Here is a 20,914-nt window from a genome sequence, read left to right on the forward strand (position 1 = left end):
TGAGGTTTCTCTTGCGCCCACGTCTGGCCATCTTCACACTCCAAATCTTGGTGGAGTGTTGCGACGAGACCTAGAACTCGCCTGGCGTTTCTGGCCCTGTTTTCAGTTGGCGTTAACAGCGACAAGGCGGCAGCCGAAAACGCGGTGAACGTCGTGAACAAACGCGTCATCGGTTACCTCGACGACGATGTCTTCACTTCACTCACCGAGTTGAACGACGCGATCGAGGAACGGGTGCGAGAGATCAACCACGACATTCGCCGCGCCGACGACACGACCAGGTGGGAGAGGTTCGACACCGAGGAGCGAGAGCTCCTTGGCCCCTTGCCCGACGCCGGGTTTGAGGACGTCGAGTGGAAGGAGCTGAAAGCGGCCCGGAATTACCACGTCACCGCGGACACGCAACGGTATTCCGTGCCGTTCGCTCTGGCGGGCAAGCTGCTGCGGGTCCGGCTGACGTCGTCCCGAGTGACGGTCTTCGACGGGAACGACATGCTCTGCGAACACCCCCGGTTGGCTGGCCGGAAAGGCCAGTACTCGACCCTGCCGGAACATGTCCCGCCGCAGCAACGCAATATCGACGGGCTGTGGTCCCGGCGGCCTCCACGCGCAAGCGCGTCAGCACCGTCGTTTTCCGCGACACTATGCCAGACGTCTATGTTCGCGACGCCTCCCACTACGCACGCGGCGAGGAGGGAAAGTGATGTTCACCAGCATCGATTACGACAAGTTCCGCGCTCTTCGCGTGGCCCATGTTGCGACCCGGCTGGAGGAACTAATCCAGGACGAAGCCAACGACCCCCTCACCCCCGAGCAGCTGTTCCTCACTGCCGTCGACGACGCGTTGGAGTCCCGCCGCATCAATAAGGTCGACAAACTCATCCGCCAGGCCGCGTTCCCGATCTCGGGAGCGACCGTCGCCGAAGTCGACTACCGCGACGGACGCGGGATCACCCCGGTCAGAATGCGACGCTATGCCGCCCATGACTGGCGCTCCGATGTGACAAACCTGCTCATCATCTCGCCCACCGGCGGCGGAAAAACCTACCTCGCCTGCGCGTTGGCCTTCGGCGCCTGCCATAGTGAGCACTCGATCCTCTACTTCCGGATGGACGACCTCACCGAAGGCCCGTCATCGCCCGCGGCGACGGCATCGCCCACCAGAAGCTGTTGAACGAGCTCTCCAACATCGACCTGCTCAACATCGACGATTTCCTCACCGTCGGCATCGACAGCGACGCCGCCAGCGACCTGTTCGCGATCCTCGCCAACCGCGAACACCGGCTGCCAACAATGATCGCCTCGCAGACCGGGCCCGCGCACTGGGTTGCCGAGCTGCCTGACCGGGTCGCGGCGGACTCGATCGTGAACCGCCTCGCCAACCACGCCCGGATCATCAACCTCGGCCAGATCGACATGCGGAGGCACCGCAACGACCAAGCTCGCGCCCACGAGACCTACTGGGAATGAGACCGGAGCGGCCCGGGCACACAGCGCCCGGGCCGCTACCACCTCGTCAGAACCGCGCTACTAAGTGCATGGACTGGCGCTACCATCACGCGCTACTCGCCACTGTTCGGCAGCATCGATCACTGCTTGGACGCTGTTTCGGGCGATGCCCTGCGCGGACGCGATAGCACTGCCCGACAAACCCTGGTTGTGTAACTGCAAGACGAGTTTCGCCTTGATCTTCCGTACCATTACCGGTCCTCCTTCCACCATGTGTCCGTCACATGGTGGAAATAGCTTTTCAGGTGGCTCCTATCCACGCCAACGCTGGCTCTGGCTCTGAACGCCACGATCCGTGGGTGGAGCAGCGGCTCTGACCCGCACCAGACGTGGACCCCTCAGAGACAAGGACCGCTACAACAACCGCCGCCGGCGGCGCTCCTCGATCGGGCATGTCACCCCTGTGGACTTCGAGATGCAATACTCGTCACAGGCCGCAGAGATCCAACTCGCCGCTTAACCCGCGTCCACTCTCCGGGGTCAAGGCCAGTCCGGGAGGAGCCTGAGGGTGATGACGGCGAATACGTCCGCGGCAGCGCCTATTACGCCGAAGGGACGCGTTGAGCCGCTTGGACGGGGAGACCAAACGCAAGTTCCGCGAGATGAACGCGAGCGAGCTACTTGAAGCGATTGGCACCCAGGGCGAGACACTCTCGATCAGCTTGTCGTTCGACGAACGCGTCCGGCTGGTCGTCGATGATGCCTACTCCAGCTTCACGCACTCCTAGGTCGCCGGGCTGATCCGACGGGCGGGGCAGCGTTATCCAAACGCGGCCTTGCGTCGGTTCGACCTGCTCGACGAGCGCGGCCTGAACCGGCCGTTGCTGACCCAGCTCGGCACCTGCTCGTTCGTGACCCGGCAACAGAACGTCGTCTTCCAGGGGTTCACCGGGTCGGGGGAGTCGTATCTGGGCTGCGTGATCGCCAAGCGCGCCTGCGAGCACCGCATCCGCGTCCACTACGCCCGCATGCCGACCTCGAGGAAGCCTGGGTTGCCGCCCAAGACAAGACACTTCCGGCGGGTCCGGGAAGTTCCTCCGCAAATACGCCGCGATCACGTTGCTCGTCATTGACGAGCGGTTGCGGGACCGGCCGACGGAGTCGATGTGCGGCATGCTGCTGGAGCTGATGGAGCGCCGATACGGCGAAACAGCGACGGTGTTCTGCACCCAGTATTCGCAGAAGGACTGGCACCAGCGCCTCGGCTCCGGTGTTCACGCGGGCGCGATCATGACCGGATCATCCACGACACGATCTGGGTCGAGACGGGCACCTACAACATGAGGGAGCACACCGCACTAGCCACCGCGTAATCGATGACGGAGGGCGTCAGTGGCTCCCAACCACACCACCACTGGCGCTCTCCCGCACGATCGGTGGTGCTGAACCGCACGATTGGGTGGTGCCCAAAGCCTCAAATACTCACCCGGCCTTCGCCGCCCGCCGCGACCCGGTCTCACGGGACTAATCCGACCGCAAAATCCACCAGGGCAAGCGCCACAGCGAATCGCTCATCGCCCTCGCCCGACGTCACCGCGACGTCCTCTTGCACTGCGCCGCGACGGCACCCTCTATCAAGCCGACCACCCACTCGCCGCTTGACAAGCGGCATAGGTGGCACCCTGACTGGGGGTGTGCGCGAATCATTCCTTCGAGTCGAGTGGTGCATAGTGTACGCAAATGCGCGGTGTCCTCATTAGGGGGTCCAATGAATGCTCGATTCGAATGGTTGAAGCGATTTCCGTCGACCACGTCAAGTGAGGGCCCTCCGGCCGAGATGTCTGGTCGATCTCGCCGTTTATTCCTCAAAGTCACTGCCCTGTCTACTGCGGGAGTTGCGAGCGGTATGCTTGGGTCGTCTCTGACGCCGGCGGGTTCAAGTGCCGCGTCGACAACCGCTGACGTCCGGCGGTGGCGAGCAGTGGCCATGGCAGGAGAGCCAGGTCTCATAGTTCCGGTTCGAAGCGTAAATGAGTACGGCGCCGTGCCCTCGGTTCTGGTCGATCAAGCAAGTGCGATTCAGCTGGCGATCGACAGTGTGCCAAGTGGGACCACCCTTCGGGTGCCTGCAGGGGACTACAGGGTAGACACAACCGTCGTAGTAAACCGAGCGATCCGCCTCGAGGGCCCTGGCCGACTCGTGGCAGCGCACGATTCGCCCTGCATCTCAGTTGAGGCGGACGATGTGTACCTTGGAGGTGGGCTGTCGTTGAAGGGGCGACAACGCACAAAGTGGATTCCGGGCGCACGCGGAATATCTTGCATTGGTACAATAGAAAGCCCTCGTCGTCGTCTACACATTAGTGACGTCAATGTGACGCAATTCGGTGGCGGAGGAATTGTCCTTGAATTCGTGCAAGATTTCACGAGTACTGACACCGTAGTCGAAGGTTGCGCGTATTACGGTATGGCTCTCGTTTCGGTTCAGCGAGCAGCGATTATAAAACCAACCGTGGTTGATATCAGTACTGGCGGGTTGCCAAACGCCTACGGAATCACCGCGACCCGATGGAACGGCCCGCTGGCCGTGCATCCACGTTCCTCTGACGTACTCATCAGTGATGCCCTCATTGACGGCGTGCCAGATTGGGCAGGTATTGATACCCATGGCGGCCGCCGGATTACGGCGCTGAGGTGTATCGTTCTGCGGTGTAAACGAGGGATTGATTTCGTCGGCGGAACCAATGAACTCTCAGTTGTCTCCTTCGCTCCACTGGACGTTGCGATTCAGGACTGCGTTGTGGACGGGACGGGAATCAAGACCTCCCACGGGATCGGGGTGTCCGGTGCAGGCACAGTTGTCGGTTCACCGATTGAATACGCAACGGGGATGATTTCCGGCAATCACGTCATTAGGTCCGGCGATGCCTCAAATCACTCGCTCGGCGGCTTCTGGTTTCGAACGACACTCGGCTTGCGCGCGATCTGCAACCGCGCAACTGAGCCGGGTAGCCACGGAGTCGTGCTGTCTAGCGACAATCAAGCCTTCATTATTTCAGGGCTCCAGGTGACTGATCCATGGTCAGACACGCACACGATTCCGTCGGTAGTTTCGACGCGTTCAACAAACAATTCGGGCGTCATTTCGGGTTTTTACGGTCGGCGCGGAGGGAAGGAAGCCACATCAGTGCTGGCGTATGGCTTCTACCAGTCCGACCCCTCTACGACGACGACTGTGGCGGTTGGTCCGGATTGCGCAGTGGAATCGGGCACCCTCCTCGCGGAAGGCGGCGGAGGGCTTCGGACTGGAACCTCCATGAACGCAAGTGTGGTCCGCGTGGGCAGGGGCAACGGGCGAGTTGGATTCTTCAGCGCGACGCCAATACCCAAGCCGGTCATTCGGGCGGCTGCGAGCGACGGTGCAACAACGCAGGCACTCGTGAACGACCTGCGCACGGCGTTGATCAGCCTTGGTCTCCTTCGTTAGCCTCGCCTCGTTGGGCACGTCGTGTCGGCGATCCTTGAGCCGTTTTAACGCCAACTGAAAACAGTAAGCATGGAGCTGCTGCGCAGCCGCACCTGGGCGAATGAGAATCGGGAGATGGTCACCTCTTGCTGGCAGCGTTTCGGGGATGGATTCTGGTGACGTGTTTGTCGGCCTGGACGTCGATGGCCTTTGGTGCCCATAAGCTCGGAAAACAGTGTGGCGTGGAGGGTTGTGGGCACCCGGTCGTGGTGCCTTGAGAGCGAACTTCGGAGTCCTTGACGGACGGCCTTCCTCCGGCAGGCACATGTGATGGTGGTGCTCAACGAAGGAGGGTGGCAATGGATGAGGTCGTTCAATATTGTGCCGGCTTGGATGACCATCGGGACACCGTCGTGGCCGCCGTCAGACGCCCAAGTGGACGGGGACAATCGTCGAAGCACGCACATTCCTCACCGACACGAGGGGTCTGCTGGCGCTCGGCGACTGGCCTGTCGACGAAGGAGAGACCCGGGTGGGCATGGAGTCCACCGGTGTGTATTGGAAACCGGTCTTCTACCTGCTGGAGGATCGCGTCCCCGAGGTGTGGCTGATGAACGCCGTCCATTTGACGAATGTCCCGGGCCGGAAGACCGATGTGGGCGATGCGGAATGAATCGCCCAGTTGGTGGAACACGGTTTGGTTCGGCCTTCATTTGTCCCGCGGCCTCCGATCCGTGAGCTTCGGGATTTCACCCGGTATCGTCGGAGCTTGATCGAGGAACGAACTCGAGGTATCCAGAGATTGGAGAAGGCGCTCCAAGACGTCGGCGTCAAACTCTCGTTTGCCACGTCGACGATTCTCACAAAGTCGGGGCGAGCGATGTTGGACGAGATGCTCGCCGGCGAGGCCGACCCGGTTGTCCTCGCGAACCTGTCGCTGGGCCGAATGCGGTCCAAGATCCCGCAACTCCAGGACGCTCTTCAAGGCACGTTTCGGGTATCGCATCACGGTGTCCATGTGAAGCAGATGCTCGCTTACATCGATTTTCTGGATGGCCAGATCGATCAAATCGATGCTGAGATCGGACAGCGGGTAATGGAGTACGAACCGGTTCTCGAACGAGTGCAAACGATCCCCAGGGTTGGCCGCAAGAGCGCGGTCAGTCTGGTCGCGGAAATCGGCTTGGACATGGGCTCTCCTGTCGTAACCGTGGGTTATTCCCGGCCGGGGAGCACTGGTTTGTGGCCGCCGAGGCTGAGCATGGCGAGGGCGATGAGGGCGTCGGGTGATTTGAAGCCGAACGCGATGCGGGTGAGTAGTCGGATCTTGGTGTTCATGGATTCGATGCGGCCGTTGGAGAGGCCGTGCTCGATCGATGCAAGGATCGCGGCCCGGTGCTTGACGATGGAGCGTTGGAGTTTCACGAACGACGGGATTCGGCTGCGGCGGGCCCATCCGACCCACTTGTCCAGGGCCTCGGCGGCTTCGTCGCGGGGCAGCTTGAAGACCAGCCGGAGGCCTTCTTTGAGGTAGTAGGCCCGGCCCAGGGCCGGGTTGGTGTGAACGACCCAGGCCAGCTTGATCTGTTGTTTCTCGGTGAGGTTTTCGGGGTTTTTCCAGAGCGCGTAGCGGGAGTTCATCATCAACTTCGCGTGCTCGCTGTGAGGCCGGGCCGGGGCGTCGTGCACGGGCCGGCCAACCGTGCGGGACTCGTTTAGGCGGGCCTGTTTGCGGGCCTCGGTCCAGGCGGCCTTGCGAACTTCGTCGAGGGCTTCCGTGGCCCACTTCACGACGTGGAACGGGTCCGCGCAGCGGACTGCGTTCGGGCAGCGTGCTGCGACGACCGACGCGATCCACGCGGCCCCATCCGCGGAAACATGCGTGATCAGAGCGGATCGTTCCGCGCCGAGCGCATCGAAGAACGTGCCCAGGGTGGCCTTATCCTGGCCGGGTGCAGCCCAGACCAGACGCCCCGAATCGTGGTCCACGACCACAGTCAAGAACTTCCGGCCGCGCTTGTAGGAGATCTCATCGATCCCGATCCGGGTGAGCCCGGCGAAGGGATCATGGAGCTCTTCCGTGTCGGCCCAAACCCGGGTGATGATCGCCCCGACCGTCCGCCACGCGATCCGCATCAACACGGTGACCGCGGCCTTAGACGTCTGCGTGGCCAGCCACGCGACCTGAGAGTCAAAGTGATGCGTGTGGCCGGTCTGGTGCCTGGCCCATGGCACCGCAGCCACGATCACACCGTGCTCCCGGCACGACACCCGCGGGGCATCCGCCTCCAGAAAGACCCGGGTCGAGCCGAAATCCAATCCCCGCCACCGGCGGCGCCCCGCCCCCTCGTCGTAGCGCGGGCAGCGCTTCTGGCAGCTCCCGCACCGGTTCCGCATCGACCTGGTCAGCCGAACCGACGCAACAAAAACGCCCGCTACGAGGTCGAGATCAACGTCCTCGACCACTGTCTTGTCGACACCGAGCAAAGTCCGCCATATTGTTAGAGACCGCACGCCGTTTTCCCGCCTATAAAGTTTCTTTCCTTTGACAGTCAGAAACCTAGACAGGAAGCGGCGTGCGGCCGTTAAGGCGCTCCGAAACACCCACGGATACAGCAGGGGAGCCTGGACATGAGCGTGTTTCCCCCAGCGGCGCACCTGGCTTCCTGGGCTGGAATCTGTCCGGGAAACACGCATCCGGAGGCAAAGCGAGGTCAGGTCGAACCAGTCACGGATTTGTGGCGCTGCGCACAGCACTCACCTAGGCAGCGCAGTTGGCGGCCCGCACGTCCACGACGACGTCGACTACATCGACCAAGGCGTGGATTGGTCCGTTCGACGCCAAGCCCCAGAACAACAACTCGCCCGACTCGTCCATTAGATCGAGAAACTCGGCCGAGAGGTCACTGTCACCATGCCAGCCGCTTAGAAGCTACCGTCATCGGGAACCGCTAAAGAGATTCACACTTCAGGGCGAGAAACGCCAGGTGAGTTCTAGGGCGGATTCCAGCGGTCGTCGCAACACTGATTAGTCAGCTGAATCGTAGTGCCTCTTTGAGGGCCTTGGCTGGTGTTGTCCACCCGAGTCGTTTCCGGGGTCTGTTGTTGATCTTAATCGCGACAGCGGCGAGGTCGTCTGCGCTGTGAATGGCGAGGTCGGTGTGCTTGGGGAAGTAATACCGCAGCAGCGTGGGGCACGTACATCGGGGCGCCGTCGACGCTTGCACAGTGGCCGGCCCGTTCCTAGATGGGGTGTCAATTTCCTGGTCAAACCACTGTTGCCGGGCCAGTACAGGGCCTGGTAAATCGTTCCGTGGCACACTTGCCACAGATCGTTTCTGTGGGTGCGCGTCTCGGAGCCAGTAGCTGATCTGTTCGGGGCTCCAATCCAGTTTCAACTTGTCTTGGACCAGGTCGCGGAGCTGGAGGTATTGCCCGATGCGCCTAATTCGCGCCCGTCGCGCCTTCTCTCGCGCTCCTGCGTGGGCCAGGACAGCGTCGTACTGGCCGCGGTCGTGTCTTCGCATATTGCGGCGAAGCTCGCGGCTGATCGTCGACGGTGACCGGCCGAGACGCCTGGAGATCTCCCGGATGGAGAATCCTCCTCGCCTGAACAAGGCGATGCGCTCACGTTCGATGAGGCTCAGGTACCGTTCGTGTCTGTCTGCCTCGACAAGTCTTAGCGGGGCGATCCCACCACGTTGAGATCGCCAACGGTGACCGGTCGTGCGTCCGATCCCGACGCGCTTCGCGGCGGCGATCGGTCCGATACCGGCAAGGATAAGATTCCTATACTCGTCTTCGCGGTTGAGGTTTCTCTTGCGCCCACGTCTGGCTATCTTCACACTCCAAATCGTGGTGGAGTGTTGCGACGAGACCTAGAACTCGCCTGGCAGAAGTGGCCCTGTTTGGCCTTGACCCCGGTTGGTGGACACCTCACAAGAGAGAATGTTCATTATGGGAAACACACGCCGGGAGTTCACTCCTGAGTTCAAAGACGAGGCCGTGAAGCTGGTGATCAACACCAGTCGGCCCGTGTCGACCGTGGCCCGTGAGCTCGGCATCAAGGAAGCCACCTTGGGCCGGTGGGTGAACCTGTTCAAGGCCAGCCAAGACGCCGGTGAGGGCGGGGTCACGGAGACGGAGAAGGCCGAACTGCTGCGGCTGCGCAAAGAGAACGCCGACCAGAAACTAGACCGGGCGTTCCCAAAAAAGCCTCCCTCTTCTTCGCCCAGGAAGCCTCGGATACGAACGCCAAGCGTTCACACTAATGCTGGTGGAGAAGACCAACTTCAGCATCGTCCGCATGGTACGCCTCCTCGCCGTGTCCCGGTCGGGTTACTACGCCTGGCTGGGCCGCAGCCCGTCTGAGCGGGCGGTGCGGCGGGAGAACATCGAGCAGAAGGTTGCCTGGTTCCACAGCGACTCAGACGAGGTCTACGGGTCCCCGCGGATCCTCGCCGATGGCGAGATCATCTCCCGCAAAACCGTGGCCAGCACCATGCGCCGCCTGGGTTGGTGAGCATCAGCCCGAAACGCTGGCGCACCACCACGGTTAGCCAAACCGAGGACGCCTATCCGGTCGACGCCGTCAAACGGCAGTGGGATACCGGGGCTCTGAACCAGGTCTGGGTGGGCGATATCACCTACCTGAGGACCTGGGAAGGGTGGCTCTATTTGGCCACTGTCATCGACGCGCACTCGCGCCGCGTGATCGGCTGGGCCATCGCCGACCACATGCGAACTGACCTCATCCAGGACGCCCTGGTCATGGCCATGGCGCTCTGCGGTGAGCGGCCCGAGCAGGTGATCTTGCTTTCCGATCGCGGCGCCCAATACGCGTCAGCGCAGATAACCGCGTTCGCTAAAGCGCACCGCATCACCCGGTCGATGGGCTACACCGGGGTCTGCTGGGACAACGCGATGGCGGAAAGTTTCTTCGCCACGCTCAAGACCGAGATCTACCACCGACGCGTCTGGCCCAGCAAAAACAAAGCATCCAAAGAGGTCGGCGCCTGGATCGAAGACCGCTACAACCGGCGCCGCCGGCACATATCCCTCGGCCAGGTCAGCCCCGTCGACTTCGAACTGCAATACTCAAACCAGAACGTGGTCTTCGCTAAAGCCGCGTAACCCCGTGTCCACTAACCGTGGGCAAGGCCAGTTTCCGGTCGGCGAACAGGCCGCAAGAGGCGCAGCAGCACGATCGGTACGAGGCCACCCAGGTTGACGAAGTTGAGACGGAGCAGGCCGGCGCGGCATGCGATATCCGTTCAGCCAGCCAGACCCCGGCTCGAGGCGGGGACCACATTGACGCTGAGGCACCAGGCGCCCAGCCCGGGTCGGCGCACAACGCTATTGAAAGATCTCATTCATTGAGCACCACCACCATCACAGGTGCCTGCCGGAGGAAGGCCGTCAGTCAAAGATTCTGAAGTTCGCTCTCAAGGCACCACGACCGGGTGCCCACGACCCTCCACGCCACACTGTTTTCCGAACGCATGGGCGCCAAGGGCCATCGACGTCCAGCCTTCACCAGAGTCCATCCCCAAGACGCTCGCAGCAAGATAGGACTATCCTTCCGATTCTCATCCGCTCAAGTTCTCCTGCGCAGCAGCTCCATGCGTACTCTTTTTATTCATGTTTACTCTTTTTCACACGGCAGAAGTGGCCCTTTGTCAATCAGCGTTGCCACGACCTTCAAGCGCCGGCGCATCTACGGCGGCGTGCTAATCTCCCGACGCCGCGACATCATGATCTTGTCGCCCAATACATCTGACATGAGTGAGCTGAATGATGCCGTGAGGTGGCTGCTGTCGCGATAGACGAGAGTGTCCCCGATCACTACGGGGCAGGAATGGTTGTTGCACAAATACCGTGTTAGATCAACAAGCTCCCCACCGCCACGTTTCGTAGCCGTCTCCACCACCGAGGCGATCGCAAGCGAACGAGCGTCGCTGAATCTGCGGCTGCATGCGTCAGCGTCCGCAAGGTGTGCGGACAAGCACGCCGAGGGGGAGATCTCGAAGTTTGGGGTGTCAGCCAACACCACCACGGTCGACTCAACCGATAAGCGTCTCACCGTCTGCTCAACAGCGGTCGACAAGGCGGCGAGGTCACGGTGCCCAAGCCCGCCGAGGTCGCCGTCGAGAAAGTTCGAGAGGACGACGACGGCAGGCGGATCGCTTTCGAGTCGCGAGACCACTCCCTCTCGCCATTGAGCGCACTCGGGGTAGGGCGCAACCAACAGGTATGCAGGAAGCTCAAATGAAGGGCAGGAACTCTTGGTATGAGCGGTCAGCACAATCTTCCCTTGCTCGGCGAGAACGTCGAGGGCCGGAAACCAGTGGGCCGCATGAGAATCACCGAATAGTGCCACAGACACGGGTGCTCCGAAGTCGCCCGTGGTGCAGCCCTGCGGATCGGTCTGAACGACGGGAAGATGGCACCCCGAACCATATATGGCCGGGTTGTCAGCGCTTGCCTTGCGAATGCTCGGCACCATATTCGAGGGTACGTAATTTGTGCCAACCGGATGGGTCGAAACGACTGCCTGGGGAGCCTTGCTGAGCAGATAAAGAGGCAACGTGCGGGCATTGGTCAGGGCGAAGAGTGCGGCAGAAGTAAAGGCCACAGTGAGGGCAGCAGCGACCCAAAGCGTTGCGCGGGGCCGGGCGATAGAAGCTAATCTCCAATTGCTCGCGGGGTTCTCAACCAGCCGATCAAGCAACCAGGCGACCGGCACGCTCAAGGTTACAAGCGCAAGGCTTGCCCACAACGGAAGTGTGTGCCTCTCACTTGTGATTATCTGCGGGATCACTAAAAGAGGCCAGTGGACTAGGTAGAGCGAATAGGAGATCGTGCCGATGAAGACCAGAGGTCGCACGGAGAGCACCGCTTGACCAGTCCATCGCGCCTGATTCTTTAGGGCCCCGCCGAGAATAATGAGAACGGCAGCGCCCACGGGAAGTGCAGCTGCAAACCCCGGGAAAAGGGTGGCTTCATCGAAAGCGAGCGCGGCTGCAAACAGACCAACAATTCCCGACCAACTGAGAATGCCGCTCAGACGGGTCGAGAGCTGAATTCGCGTCGAGGAGACGAGGTAGGCGACCACGCCGCCGGCAGCGAACTCCCATGCTCGCGTAGGAACCATAAAAAAGGCCCACGGCTGTGCCCGAGCCGTGATCCAAACGCACAGTCCGAGGGAGACGACTAGCGTGACGAGCAGTGTACAAAGGATGGCGCGGGAAGATCGACGGAAGAGAATAAACGCGATCGCCATAAGCAGCGGCCACGCAAGGTAAAACTGTTCCTCAACTCCAAGCGACCAATAATGCTGAAACACCGACGGGTTCGGCCCCGAAAGATAATCGACGTCGTTCTGTGCAAAGAGGAAGTTTGGAATGTACAACGAGGTCGCTGCAGCATCCTTGAAAATCGGTGGCAGGCTAAGCGGTGGAACCCACAAGCGCGCGGCGACTGTAGTGAGCGCAATGACCGTCATGGACGCTGGAAGGAGCCTTCGCAGACGCCGTGCGTAGAAGTCGATCAACGAAATTTTGCCGTGGTCGGCCAACGTGGCCAGCAGATGCGCCGTAATCAGGAAGCCAGAGATAACGAAGAAGACATCGACTCCCACATATCCACCAGTTAGACCCGGCAGCTTCGCGTGATAGAGGACGACGAGCAGCACGGCAATCGCGCGGAGGCCTTGAATATCGGCGCGAAACCCAACGCGCTTCTCGCCCAGCCGCACACTTGGCGACGCGTATGGCGCCCGCTCGAGAAGAGTGGTGGGATTTCGAGCAGCCGTCACCCGTCAACATTAGCGGGCTGAAGCAACAGCACCTCCACAACCCGAGGTGGCTCAAGGCCCCCCGGCTCGCCCACATTCCAACGGAGTCCTCAGTCTCAAAGGGTAAGACTGCTTCTCATGTCGCTGGCCTGCCCCACCGGACCATGTGGCCGCGTTGGTCTGCCTGGCGCGTAGACTACGAAACCGAGTAGATCGACCAGGGGGATCCAATTTTCATCGCGAACAGCGCATCAGTTGCACAATCGGCATCAATTGGTGAAGGATCCAAAATTTGGGATCTGGCCCAAATTCGTGAAAACGCGATACTTGGTTCCAATTGCATAGTCGGTCGTGGGGTGTACATAGGCACGGGGGTATCCGTTGGGGACAATTCGAAAATTCAGAACAATGCTCTTCTGTATGAACCCGCTACTCTCGGCCGTGGTGTCTTCGTAGGGCCAGCTGTGGTTTTCACTAACGACACCTATCCTCGAGCAATCAATCCAGACGGTACACAAAAAACCGCTGAGGATTGGATCCCGACCGGTGTCATTGTTGAGGAAGGTGCCGCAATCGGTGCCCACTCAGTGTGTGTCGCACCAGTGCGCATCGGGCGGTGGGCCACCGTCGCCGCGGGGGCAGTAGTTACCCGCGATGTCCCCGACTTCGCGCTCGTTGCGGGGGTTCCGGCTCGACGGGTCGGCTGGGTGGGCAAGACCGGCCGACCTTTGGCACACGCCGAGAATGCATGGGTATGCGCCTCAACTGGCGAACGATATCTAGAAAGCAAAAACGGCTTGACGGAGGCCCCCGAATGACTAAAACATTCATACCAGCAGCACGCCCGATCATCGGCGAAGACGAACGACGTGCGGTTGACGCAGTTCTGGTCTCCGGGCAACTCGCGCAGGGCGCCGAGGTCGCGGCGTTCGAGACGGAGTTCTCCAACGTTCTCGTGGACGGCCGCGCTGCTGTCGCGGTTAACTCAGGCACGGCCGGATTGCACCTCGGCCTTCTGGCCGCGGGTGTCGGCCCAGGGGACGAGGTGATTGTTCCGTCGTTCACCTTCGCGGCGACGGCCAACGCTGTTGCGCTCACCGGCGCGACGCCGGTATTCGCCGACATCGAGCTTGATCACTTCTGCCTCAGCCCGGTATCGGTAGAGGCGGCGATCACCGATCGCACCGTCGGCATCATGCCCGTTCACCTCTACGGACACCCAGCCAACATGCCCGCATTGCAACGCCTTGCCGAGAAACACGGCCTCAAGCTTTTCGAAGATGCCGCGCAGGCCCATGGCGCCAGCCTGAACGGCCAGCGCGTCGGCTCGTTCGGCGCTTTCGCTATGTTCAGTCTTTATCCCACCAAGAACATGACATCCGGCGAGGGCGGGATGGTGACCACTGGTTCCACCGAGATGGAGCGCCGCCTGCGCCTTCTGCGCAACCAAGGAATGGAACGGCAGTACGAGAATGAGCTCGTCGGTTTCAACGCTCGCATGACGAACATCCACGCCGCCATCGGCCGTGTGCAGCTCACAAAGATCTGGGACTGGACAGATCGTCGACGCGAGAACGCGGCCTTCTTTACTGAGAACCTGACCGGTGTTGTGACTCCGAAGGTCGCCGTCGGCGCAGAGCACGTTTACCACCAGTACACAATCCGGGTCGGCGAAGAACGCGACCGCATCGCGACTGCACTCCGAGAGGAGCATCAGATCGGCACGGGCGTGTACTATCCGATCCCTAACCACAGGCTGCTACCGTTCCGATCCAAAGAGGATCTACCAAACACGGAGACAGCCGCACTTGAGGTGCTGTCACTTCCCGTTCACCCGTCCCTTTCCACGGCCGATCTCGAGCGCATCGTGACCTCCGTCAATACGCTCACGACGGCAGGTGCCTGATGTCCAATCTCCGAGCAGGCCTGATTGGGCTTGGCATGATGGGAAGGCACCACGCACGGGTGCTGAGGGAGCTCCCCGGCGTCGACCTCGTCGTTGTCGCCGACGAGACGGGCGATGCCCACAATGTTTCAGGAACGACTCCATTCTGCATGTCTGTTGCAGAGATGCTTAGCCACAACTTGGATATGGCCGTTGTCGCGGTGCCGACTGCCTTTCACGAGTTGATCGGCTTACAGCTCGCCGAGGCGAACGTTCACACCCTGATGGAGAAGCCAATCACGAACACGGTTGAGGAGGGTATTCGGCTCGTTGAGGCTTTTGAGTCTCGTCACCTAATCGGTGCCGTGGGGCACATCGAGCGGTTCAACCCGGCTCTTCAAAGCATGCGCGAGAGGATCGCGGCGGGTGAGATCGGCAACGTATACCAGATCGTTACACGCCGCCAAGGCCCCTTCCCCGCAAGGATCGCCGACGTCGGCGTCATCAAAGACCTCGGCACCCACGACATAGACTCCACCGCTTGGCTGGCACAGAGCAACTACGAGTCGATTTACGCCCAGACCGCCCACAAAAGTGGACGCCCTCATGAGGACCTCGTCGTCGCCACGGGACGCCTCGCTAGCGGGGTTATCACTAGCCACCTGGTCAACTGGCTGTCGCCCTTGAAAGAGCGCGTCACCATCGCGACTGGCGAGAAGGGATCTCTCGTTGCAGACACGATTACTGCGGACCTCACGTTCTTCGAAAATGGCATTGCTGCCACAGCTTGGGACTCCATCGCGGCGTTTAGGGGCGTATCCGAAGGCTCGATGATTCGGTATGCGCTGACCAAGCGAGAGCCCCTCAGAGTCGAACACGAGGCATTCCGAGATGCAGTACTGGGTCTACGCCAGGACGTGGTTACGTTTCGTGACGGTCTCGCTACTCTTCGCGTTGCTGAAGCCGCAATCAAGTCCTCATCCAGCGGAGACGTGACTTGGCTCTGAGGCCCGCTTGGCAATCCCCACCCCCAAACAAAGGTTGATCTCCAAGTGAAAATCGCTGTTATAGCCCTCGGTAAGATCGGACTTCCCCTCGCCGTTCAGTTTGCGAGCAAAGGCAACACGGTCATCGGCATCGACGTCAATGCGACCGTAGTTGATCTAGTGAACCGAGGCATTGAGCCTTTCCCCGGAGAGTCTCATTTGCAGGAGAAACTGTTGGAAGTCACCTCGGCAGGCTACCTCCGTGCTACGACCGACTACGCTGAAGCAATTCCAGACGCGGATGTTGTTGTGCTCGTTGTTCCGCTCTTCGTCGACGACGACGCCAATCCCGATTTTGGTTGGATGGATGCTGCAACGACTTCGCTTGGGCGTCACCTGACAGCAGGCACGCTCATTTCGTACGAAACCACGTTGCCGGTGGGAACAACGCGATATCGTTGGAAGCCTCAGCTTGAGTCAATCAGCGGCCTAACGGAAGGCGTGGACTTCCACTTGGTCTTTTCTCCGGAGCGTGTGCTCACTGGGCGTGTGTTCGAAGACTTACGCAAATATCCCAAACTCATCGGCGGGCTTTCTGCAGAGGGCTCAGCACAGGCGACGCAGTTCTATGAGACTGTCCTTGACTTCGATGACCGTCCTGATCTTCCTCGTCAGAACGGAGTCTGGGACCTCGGGTCAGCAGAAGCTGCGGAGATGGCAAAACTGGCAGAGACCACCTACCGTGATGTAAACATCGGCTTGGCCAATGAGTTCGCGACCTACGCCGACAAGACCGGGATCGACGTCTACCAGGTCATCGAAGCCTGCAATTCACAGCCGTACAGCCACATCCACCGGCCTGGTATTGCCGTGGGTGGTCATTGCATTCCGGTCTATCCGCGTCTGTACTTATGGAACGACCCTGAAGCTACAATCGTTCGAGCTGCTCGGGCGCGCAACGCTGACATGCCGGAACATGCGGTGCAACTCCTTGAGAGTGCCCACGGATCGTTGAAGGGCGCCCGGGTCGTGGTACTGGGGGCTGCCTACCGCGGCGGGGTCAAGGAAACCGCATTTTCCGGCGTCTTCGCGACTGTCACCGCCCTAGAAGCTGCCGGCGCGACGGTCTTCGTGCATGATCCCCTCTACTCCGATGACGAGCTGAGTGCTCTGGGCTTCACCGCGTTCGAAATAGGCGCTGAGACGGACGCGGCCGTCCTTCAGGCCGACCACGTCGACTACCAGGCGTGGGGTCCGGCGGAGCTACCTGGTATCCAAACAATTCTCGACGGCAGGCGCGCGCTATCTGCCGCTTCGTGGCCGGCGGTCACCTATATCGCGATCGGTCAAAGCGGATCGACCGTCTGACACCATGGTTGGTAGGCGAACCTCTGGTTGGCGGTCAGCGAAGGCTGGCGCCGATGCCGAGGAAATCTGCTTCCGCAGGGCTTCCGGCCTTAATCGCGTAGTCCCAAGGGACCCGTTCCCGGTGATCCGGGATGTGGGTGTCATCGATCGACGGGCTGCCCGGGCTCGCCCGGCGGTGCCGGGCGACTGCGACCGACCTGGCGAGCCCCGGCTCGGGCGGCGCGAAAGGGCGCGACCGCCGACTCATCGAAATCCGCGGCCGTCAACCGTTCCTCGTTCAGCCAGCGGCCGACGTCGCCGACGATCTTCAGCATGCCCCGCCGCGTGCCCGGCGTGTAGCCAGCAGCGGCCAGCTTCGCATCGATACCGGCGATATGGGGCGCCATCGCGCCTAGTTTTCTGCGTGTTCCTGACATCGTCTCGTTCCTCGTCCGGAGGCACGATGCCTCCTCGCGAACAGCTTCCAACGACGCCGAAATTATGCCGACAAAATCTTTTGGACCTTGCGAAAAATGCAAGCACTATCAGTGATATCGGCAAGTATCCACGGCGACATCGGCAGCATCACGAAGTCGACATAAGTCAACCACGAGCAGCGTCGGGCCGGGGAAGAAGCGGATCATCGTTCCCCATTTGCCCTCGATCGCGGCTCGGTGGCAGCGGGCTGCGAGGTCGGCGGCGGAGGTGAAGTAGGTGCGGTAGTCGGCCGTCACCGCGGCATGGCCGGGGCCGGTCGCGATGTGTGTTTTGCAGACTCCGGGCGGTCCGATCAGGAGCACGTCGGTCGCGGTCTCGAGGTAGCGGCAGGTGCCGAGCTCGGCGAGCAGGGACCGGTCGATGCCGAAGATGGCATCGAGGTCGAAGTCGTCGAGGGTGGCGCCGGTGGGGAGGTTCGCGAAGCGGAATCGCCCCGAGAGGCGCGGGCGTCGGTCGCAGTGACCTCGGTGACGTGGCCGCGCAGCTGCTGATAGACGCTTGCCGGCGTCGCCGCCGTCACGAGCGTGGCGGTCGTTTCGGTGGCGGTGAGTAGTGTGTTCATCGGAGAGTGTTCTCGCGGCCGTCTCGTAGGCGGCCAGGCTGATCACTGTGGCGGGTTCGGTGGCGCCGGTCAGCGCCATCGCGGCGCGGCGGGCCGCGATGCAGGGTGGGTGGGATGCGTTCCTTTCCCCGGTGCGGTCGGCCGGGAGTCGCAGCGTTCAAAGCGATGGACTCGAGCACGGTGACGTGTCCGCTGCCGCGGATCGTGACCCCGAGGCCAGCCTCCGCGACAGTGTGCCGGGCGATGACGATGCCAAAGACAGTCGCGATGTCGATGGTCTGCGCGCCGAGCCTCTGATGGACGATTACGCGGGCCGCGGCCAGTTCCGGCGGCACCGAGTAGCGGTTCCCGCACCAATCGATCAACGCCTGCCGCGTCGCGGTGCGCTCCTCCGTCACCACGACCGGGAACAGCGTCGGCGGCAGCGAATGGAGCTGTTCCGCGGCGAACATCGCCGCGGCCTTCGCGGCACCGGCTGTCCTGGCGGGTCGCGAAGGCGGTCAGGCACTGTTGCGCCTGTTCGAGGGTCACGTCGTCGGGGAGGTTGCGCCAGGTCCATCGTCGGGGAAATCACCGCCCGCCAGCCCCCCTCTAAATGCGCGAGCGAGCCGACGAGCATGTAGGCGCGTTTTGTCGGGACCTCCCAGACGGCGGGTTCGACTGGTAGCTCGACCTAGTCGAACTGGGTCGTTTTGTTCCGGTCGGACGGCACGGCTTCTCGTAGTCGATAGACTTGGGCGGCATCGAACCGGGGGAAATATGTCAAGGACCATGGTGGCGTCGAATCGGCAGGGCGAGCGTTCGAAGCGACGGTACCTAGACGGATGGTTCGGCCCGGCTGCCCTCGCCGTACTCGTGTTTGCGGGTCCATTGAAATCCAGCCCCGCCCTCACATGGCTCCCAGTTGACCTCACATTGGCGGCAGGCTCGATCGTCGCACTTGCCGCGATCGCGTCACGGCTCAATCGCGGCCACACGGTTAGTGCCGTCGCTATCCCACTGGTGTTACTCGCGCTGTTCCTTCTTGGTATCTTCGGGTCGTCACTCGATGGTTATTCGTTGTCGAAGATAGTCGCCTTGTATACGCTGACGTTCCTAGCGATGCTGGCCCCGTTCTACGTTCTCCGCACCGCACCCCAACGGCGGGTCTTCATCACGGCCCTTGTCGCCATCGCTATTTTTGTGGGGATACTCACCATTGCCGCGCCAAGCCAGGACATTGCATACGCGGGGGTACGCCTGCTCGAAGGCTCCAACACGATCAGCACCGCACAGATGCTGTCCGCCGGGGTCGTAGTGTGCCTCGTGCTAGCCGCGTCCCTAAAGATTCACCCTAGCAGCCGCCTAATCCTTGCAGTACTCGGCGGCGTGCTTGCGTTCAGCGCCCTTGGCACCGGAAGCCGTGGCCCCTTTTTTGCCATTGGCCTTGCCTTGTTTGGTGTCATTGTCATGTCGCCGATGTTCTCCAAGCTCCGCGGCCGAGCAATCGCCACCGCCTTTGTCGTCACCAGTGTCGCTGCGTTCTTTGCAGTGCGAGGCGGCGGTGGCGGGGCCGCTCGGATATTCGGGTTCATCTCAGGGCAGGAAGATAACTCCGTGCGCGTCCGCCAATACTTGCTCGGGCAAGCAGTCGAAAATATTGGTGCGTCACCAGCGGGCATTGGTTGGGGCAATTTCATCCAAATCGCTGGTCTTTGGCGTTATGTCGAGGGCGACCGGCTCTACCCGCATAACGTCGTCGTGGAGATTTTCCTTGAAGCCGGATGGCTTGCCGGGTTCGCGGTCCTCGTCTATCTGGTATGGACGTTGGTTCGGGCGGCGAAGTCGTCGGCCACGCCCATGTCGGCGGTCATCTTTGGCCTAACCATCTTCTCCGTGTTCAACGCGATGGTATCTGGCGACATCAACGACAACCGCCTCATGTGGGTGCTGCTCTCCTGCGCTTGGATCGTCAATGCGCAGGAGAGCAAGCCAGTCAACGACTACGGGGTTATTCCATAGTTCTTGACAGCAATGCTCAGGGCGCCCACAGCCGTTTTCATGGCGGTCGATTCCGCCTGGCTATAGGCGGCGCTCGGCGTGGAGGGTGAAGCGGTGGCCGCAGCACGCACCACGGGCGTTGCGCCGTTCGTGGGCGACATTATGACGAGCGCCACACCATCCATCGGCAACGCGGCGTTTGACCAAGTGTTGCCCGTGCCGTCCTTGAGCACGTTCCCGGTCGGATAGGGCACTTGCAGGCCGCGGTCATTGACAAGCGTTGCAGTCTTCGCGCCGCAGTTGACCTAGCGCCCGAAATGGTAACGGTACTGTACGTCGAACGGACGTGGATGACGCATGACAGGGCTGCGGTGGACGTGTACGTGTTCTCGATGGTGTTGGCGGAAACCACGAGTCCTGAGTTGGTGTTCAGGATGTGCAAATTGGCCTTGTCCCCGTTAGTGGACACGGGGTTATGCGGCTTTAGCGAAGACCGCGTTCTGGTTTGAGTATTGCAGTTCGAAGTCTACGGGGCTGACCTGGCCGAGGGATGTGTGCCGGCGGCGCCGGTTGCAGCGGTCTTCGATCCAGGCGCCGACCTCTTTGGATGCTTTGTTTTTGCTGGGCCAGACGCGTCGATGGTAGAACTCGGTCTTGAGCGTGGCGAAGAAACTTTCCGCCATCGCGTTATCCCAGCAGACCCCGGTGTAGCCCATCGACCGGGTGATGCGGTGCGCTTTAGCGAACGCGGTGATCTGCGCTGACGCGTATTGGGCGGATTCAACCGGTGGAAGCAACACCGGTGTTTGCGAATAAAAGTAGCTCGTTCATCGCTTCGGCTGGCGTCTTGAATCCGAGTGTCTTGCGAGGGCGTTCGTTCAGGGTCTTGGCGACGCCTTCGAGATCGACCCCCTGGCCGACGGCGCCCTTAGCTCCTCTGGTTCTT

Annotated in this window: 20 protein-coding genes and 5 pseudogenes; 15 read left to right on the forward strand and 10 right to left on the reverse strand. The window is 61.3% G+C overall.

From position 1 onward, the window contains the following. The first annotated feature begins 703 nt into the window (after positions 1 to 703). From E3N94_RS17380 to E3N94_RS00630, 7 genes and pseudogenes are all read left to right on the forward strand, one after another. The gene (locus E3N94_RS17380; RefSeq protein WP_277870664.1) at positions 704 to 1,174 is read left to right on the forward strand and encodes an ATP-binding protein; all 471 of its coding nucleotides are present in this window, start codon (positions 704 to 706) and stop codon (positions 1,172 to 1,174) included. Beyond that, positions 1,171 to 1,470 carry an ATP-binding protein gene (locus E3N94_RS17385; RefSeq protein ID WP_277870660.1) on the forward strand — a complete coding sequence of 100 codons (300 nt, stop codon included), beginning with the start codon at positions 1,171 to 1,173 and terminating at the stop codon, positions 1,468 to 1,470. Before E3N94_RS17380 ends, E3N94_RS17385 begins: the two co-directional genes overlap by 4 nt. Before the next feature lie 599 nt (positions 1,471 to 2,069). Beyond that, positions 2,070 to 2,237, forward strand: a complete 168-nt coding sequence (locus tag E3N94_RS16940) for a hypothetical protein (RefSeq protein WP_241987016.1) — start codon at positions 2,070 to 2,072, stop codon at positions 2,235 to 2,237. 48 nt (positions 2,238 to 2,285) lie between these two features. After that, a complete protein-coding gene (locus E3N94_RS17390; protein ID WP_277870661.1) occupies positions 2,286 to 2,582 on the forward strand; it encodes an ATP-binding protein in 297 nt (98 codons plus the stop codon). Then, a complete protein-coding gene (locus E3N94_RS17395) occupies positions 2,569 to 2,793 on the forward strand; it encodes a hypothetical protein (RefSeq protein ID WP_277870662.1) in 225 nt (74 codons plus the stop codon). The genes E3N94_RS17390 and E3N94_RS17395 overlap by 14 nt, the downstream gene beginning before the upstream one ends. A gap of 643 nt (positions 2,794 to 3,436) precedes the next feature. Continuing rightward, complete coding sequence (locus E3N94_RS00625; RefSeq protein WP_241987017.1) at positions 3,437 to 4,936, forward strand: glycoside hydrolase family 55 protein; 1,500 nt, start codon at positions 3,437 to 3,439, stop codon at positions 4,934 to 4,936. A gap of 469 nt (positions 4,937 to 5,405) precedes the next feature. Beyond that, a pseudogene (locus E3N94_RS00630) lies at positions 5,406 to 5,681 on the forward strand (transposase); the annotation flags it as partial. Here E3N94_RS00630 and E3N94_RS00635 read toward each other — a convergent pair. Together E3N94_RS00635 and E3N94_RS00640 are read right to left on the reverse strand one after the other, a co-directional pair. After that, entirely contained in the window at positions 5,625 to 6,044 is a 420-nt protein-coding gene (locus E3N94_RS00635; RefSeq protein ID WP_134569599.1) for a hypothetical protein, read from the reverse strand. The pseudogene E3N94_RS00630 and the gene E3N94_RS00635 sit on opposite strands and share 57 nt — an antisense overlap. A gap of 86 nt (positions 6,045 to 6,130) precedes the next feature. Next, complete coding sequence (locus E3N94_RS00640) at positions 6,131 to 7,429, reverse strand: ISL3 family transposase (protein ID WP_134569600.1); 1,299 nt, start codon at positions 7,427 to 7,429, stop codon at positions 6,131 to 6,133. Between the two features lie 114 nt (positions 7,430 to 7,543). Here E3N94_RS00640 and E3N94_RS16945 point away from each other — a divergent pair. Continuing rightward, positions 7,544 to 7,638 (forward strand): annotated as a pseudogene (locus tag E3N94_RS16945) (transposase); the annotation flags it as partial. Positions 7,639 to 7,947: 309 nt separating this feature from the next. On the opposite strand, the pseudogene E3N94_RS16950 reads toward E3N94_RS16945, so the two are convergent. Continuing rightward, positions 7,948 to 8,103: pseudogene (locus E3N94_RS16950) on the reverse strand (IS30 family transposase); the annotation flags it as partial. Positions 8,104 to 8,442: 339 nt separating this feature from the next. Beyond that, positions 8,443 to 8,568: pseudogene (locus E3N94_RS16955) on the reverse strand (helix-turn-helix domain-containing protein); the annotation flags it as partial. A gap of 617 nt (positions 8,569 to 9,185) precedes the next feature. Here E3N94_RS16955 and E3N94_RS16345 point away from each other — a divergent pair. Then, positions 9,186 to 9,437, forward strand: coding sequence for a transposase (locus E3N94_RS16345; RefSeq protein ID WP_166790022.1), 252 nt, complete (start codon positions 9,186 to 9,188; stop codon positions 9,435 to 9,437). Beyond that, positions 9,434 to 10,048 (forward strand): IS3 family transposase, encoded by a 615-nt coding sequence (locus tag E3N94_RS00655; protein ID WP_166790025.1) that lies wholly within the window; start codon positions 9,434 to 9,436, stop codon positions 10,046 to 10,048. The genes E3N94_RS16345 and E3N94_RS00655 overlap by 4 nt, the downstream gene beginning before the upstream one ends. 583 nt (positions 10,049 to 10,631) lie before the next feature. On the opposite strand, the gene E3N94_RS00660 is transcribed toward E3N94_RS00655, so the two are convergent. Further along, entirely contained in the window at positions 10,632 to 12,731 is a 2,100-nt protein-coding gene (locus tag E3N94_RS00660) for an acyltransferase family protein (protein WP_134569603.1), read from the reverse strand. Positions 12,732 to 12,940: 209 nt separating this feature from the next. On the opposite strand from E3N94_RS00660, the gene E3N94_RS00665 reads away from it, so the two are divergent. Genes E3N94_RS00665 through E3N94_RS00680 form a run of 4 tightly spaced genes read left to right on the forward strand, consistent with a single transcriptional unit; the run spans position 12,941 to position 16,949 of the window. Next, entirely contained in the window at positions 12,941 to 13,528 is a 588-nt protein-coding gene (locus E3N94_RS00665; RefSeq protein ID WP_174776110.1) for an acyltransferase, read from the forward strand. Continuing rightward, complete coding sequence (locus tag E3N94_RS00670; protein WP_134569604.1) at positions 13,525 to 14,616, forward strand: DegT/DnrJ/EryC1/StrS family aminotransferase; 1,092 nt, start codon at positions 13,525 to 13,527, stop codon at positions 14,614 to 14,616. Before E3N94_RS00665 ends, E3N94_RS00670 begins: the two co-directional genes overlap by 4 nt. Next, a complete protein-coding gene (locus E3N94_RS00675) occupies positions 14,616 to 15,602 on the forward strand; it encodes a Gfo/Idh/MocA family oxidoreductase (RefSeq protein WP_134569605.1) in 987 nt (328 codons plus the stop codon). Before E3N94_RS00670 ends, E3N94_RS00675 begins: the two co-directional genes overlap by 1 nt. A gap of 45 nt (positions 15,603 to 15,647) precedes the next feature. After that, positions 15,648 to 16,949 (forward strand): nucleotide sugar dehydrogenase, encoded by a 1,302-nt coding sequence (locus E3N94_RS00680; RefSeq protein WP_134569606.1) that lies wholly within the window; start codon positions 15,648 to 15,650, stop codon positions 16,947 to 16,949. Positions 16,950 to 17,089: 140 nt separating this feature from the next. Here the strand turns inward: E3N94_RS00680 and E3N94_RS00685 are convergent, their stop codons facing one another. The 3 genes from E3N94_RS00685 to E3N94_RS00695 all read right to left on the reverse strand — a co-directional run bounded on the left by E3N94_RS00685 (position 17,090) and on the right by E3N94_RS00695 (position 18,440). Then, entirely contained in the window at positions 17,090 to 17,335 is a 246-nt protein-coding gene (locus E3N94_RS00685) for a hypothetical protein (RefSeq protein WP_134569607.1), read from the reverse strand. 138 nt (positions 17,336 to 17,473) lie between these two features. Then, positions 17,474 to 18,067 carry an ATP-binding protein gene (locus E3N94_RS00690; protein ID WP_241987018.1) on the reverse strand — a complete coding sequence of 198 codons (594 nt, stop codon included), beginning with the start codon at positions 18,065 to 18,067 and terminating at the stop codon, positions 17,474 to 17,476. Next, positions 17,985 to 18,440, reverse strand: a complete 456-nt coding sequence (locus E3N94_RS00695) for a hypothetical protein (RefSeq protein ID WP_241987019.1) — start codon at positions 18,438 to 18,440, stop codon at positions 17,985 to 17,987. The genes E3N94_RS00690 and E3N94_RS00695 overlap by 83 nt, the downstream gene beginning before the upstream one ends. Positions 18,441 to 18,759: 319 nt before the next feature. Here E3N94_RS00695 and E3N94_RS00700 point away from each other — a divergent pair, with 319 nt between their 5' ends. Beyond that, on the forward strand, positions 18,760 to 19,989 hold the full coding sequence (locus tag E3N94_RS00700; protein ID WP_134569608.1) for an O-antigen ligase family protein: 1,230 nt from the start codon (positions 18,760 to 18,762) through the stop codon (positions 19,987 to 19,989). Positions 19,990 to 20,441: 452 nt separating this feature from the next. Here the strand turns inward: E3N94_RS00700 and E3N94_RS00705 are convergent, their stop codons facing one another. Then, complete coding sequence (locus E3N94_RS00705; RefSeq protein ID WP_134569609.1) at positions 20,442 to 20,768, reverse strand: integrase core domain-containing protein; 327 nt, start codon at positions 20,766 to 20,768, stop codon at positions 20,442 to 20,444. Then, positions 20,749 to 20,874, reverse strand: a pseudogene (locus E3N94_RS16960) (IS30 family transposase); the annotation flags it as partial. The gene E3N94_RS00705 and the pseudogene E3N94_RS16960, both read right to left, overlap by 20 nt. Positions 20,875 to 20,914 lie beyond the last annotated feature (40 nt).

This window comes from Cryobacterium sp. Sr3, assembly GCF_004402835.1.
GTDB classification, from domain to species: domain Bacteria; phylum Actinomycetota; class Actinomycetes; order Actinomycetales; family Microbacteriaceae; genus Cryobacterium; species Cryobacterium sandaracinum.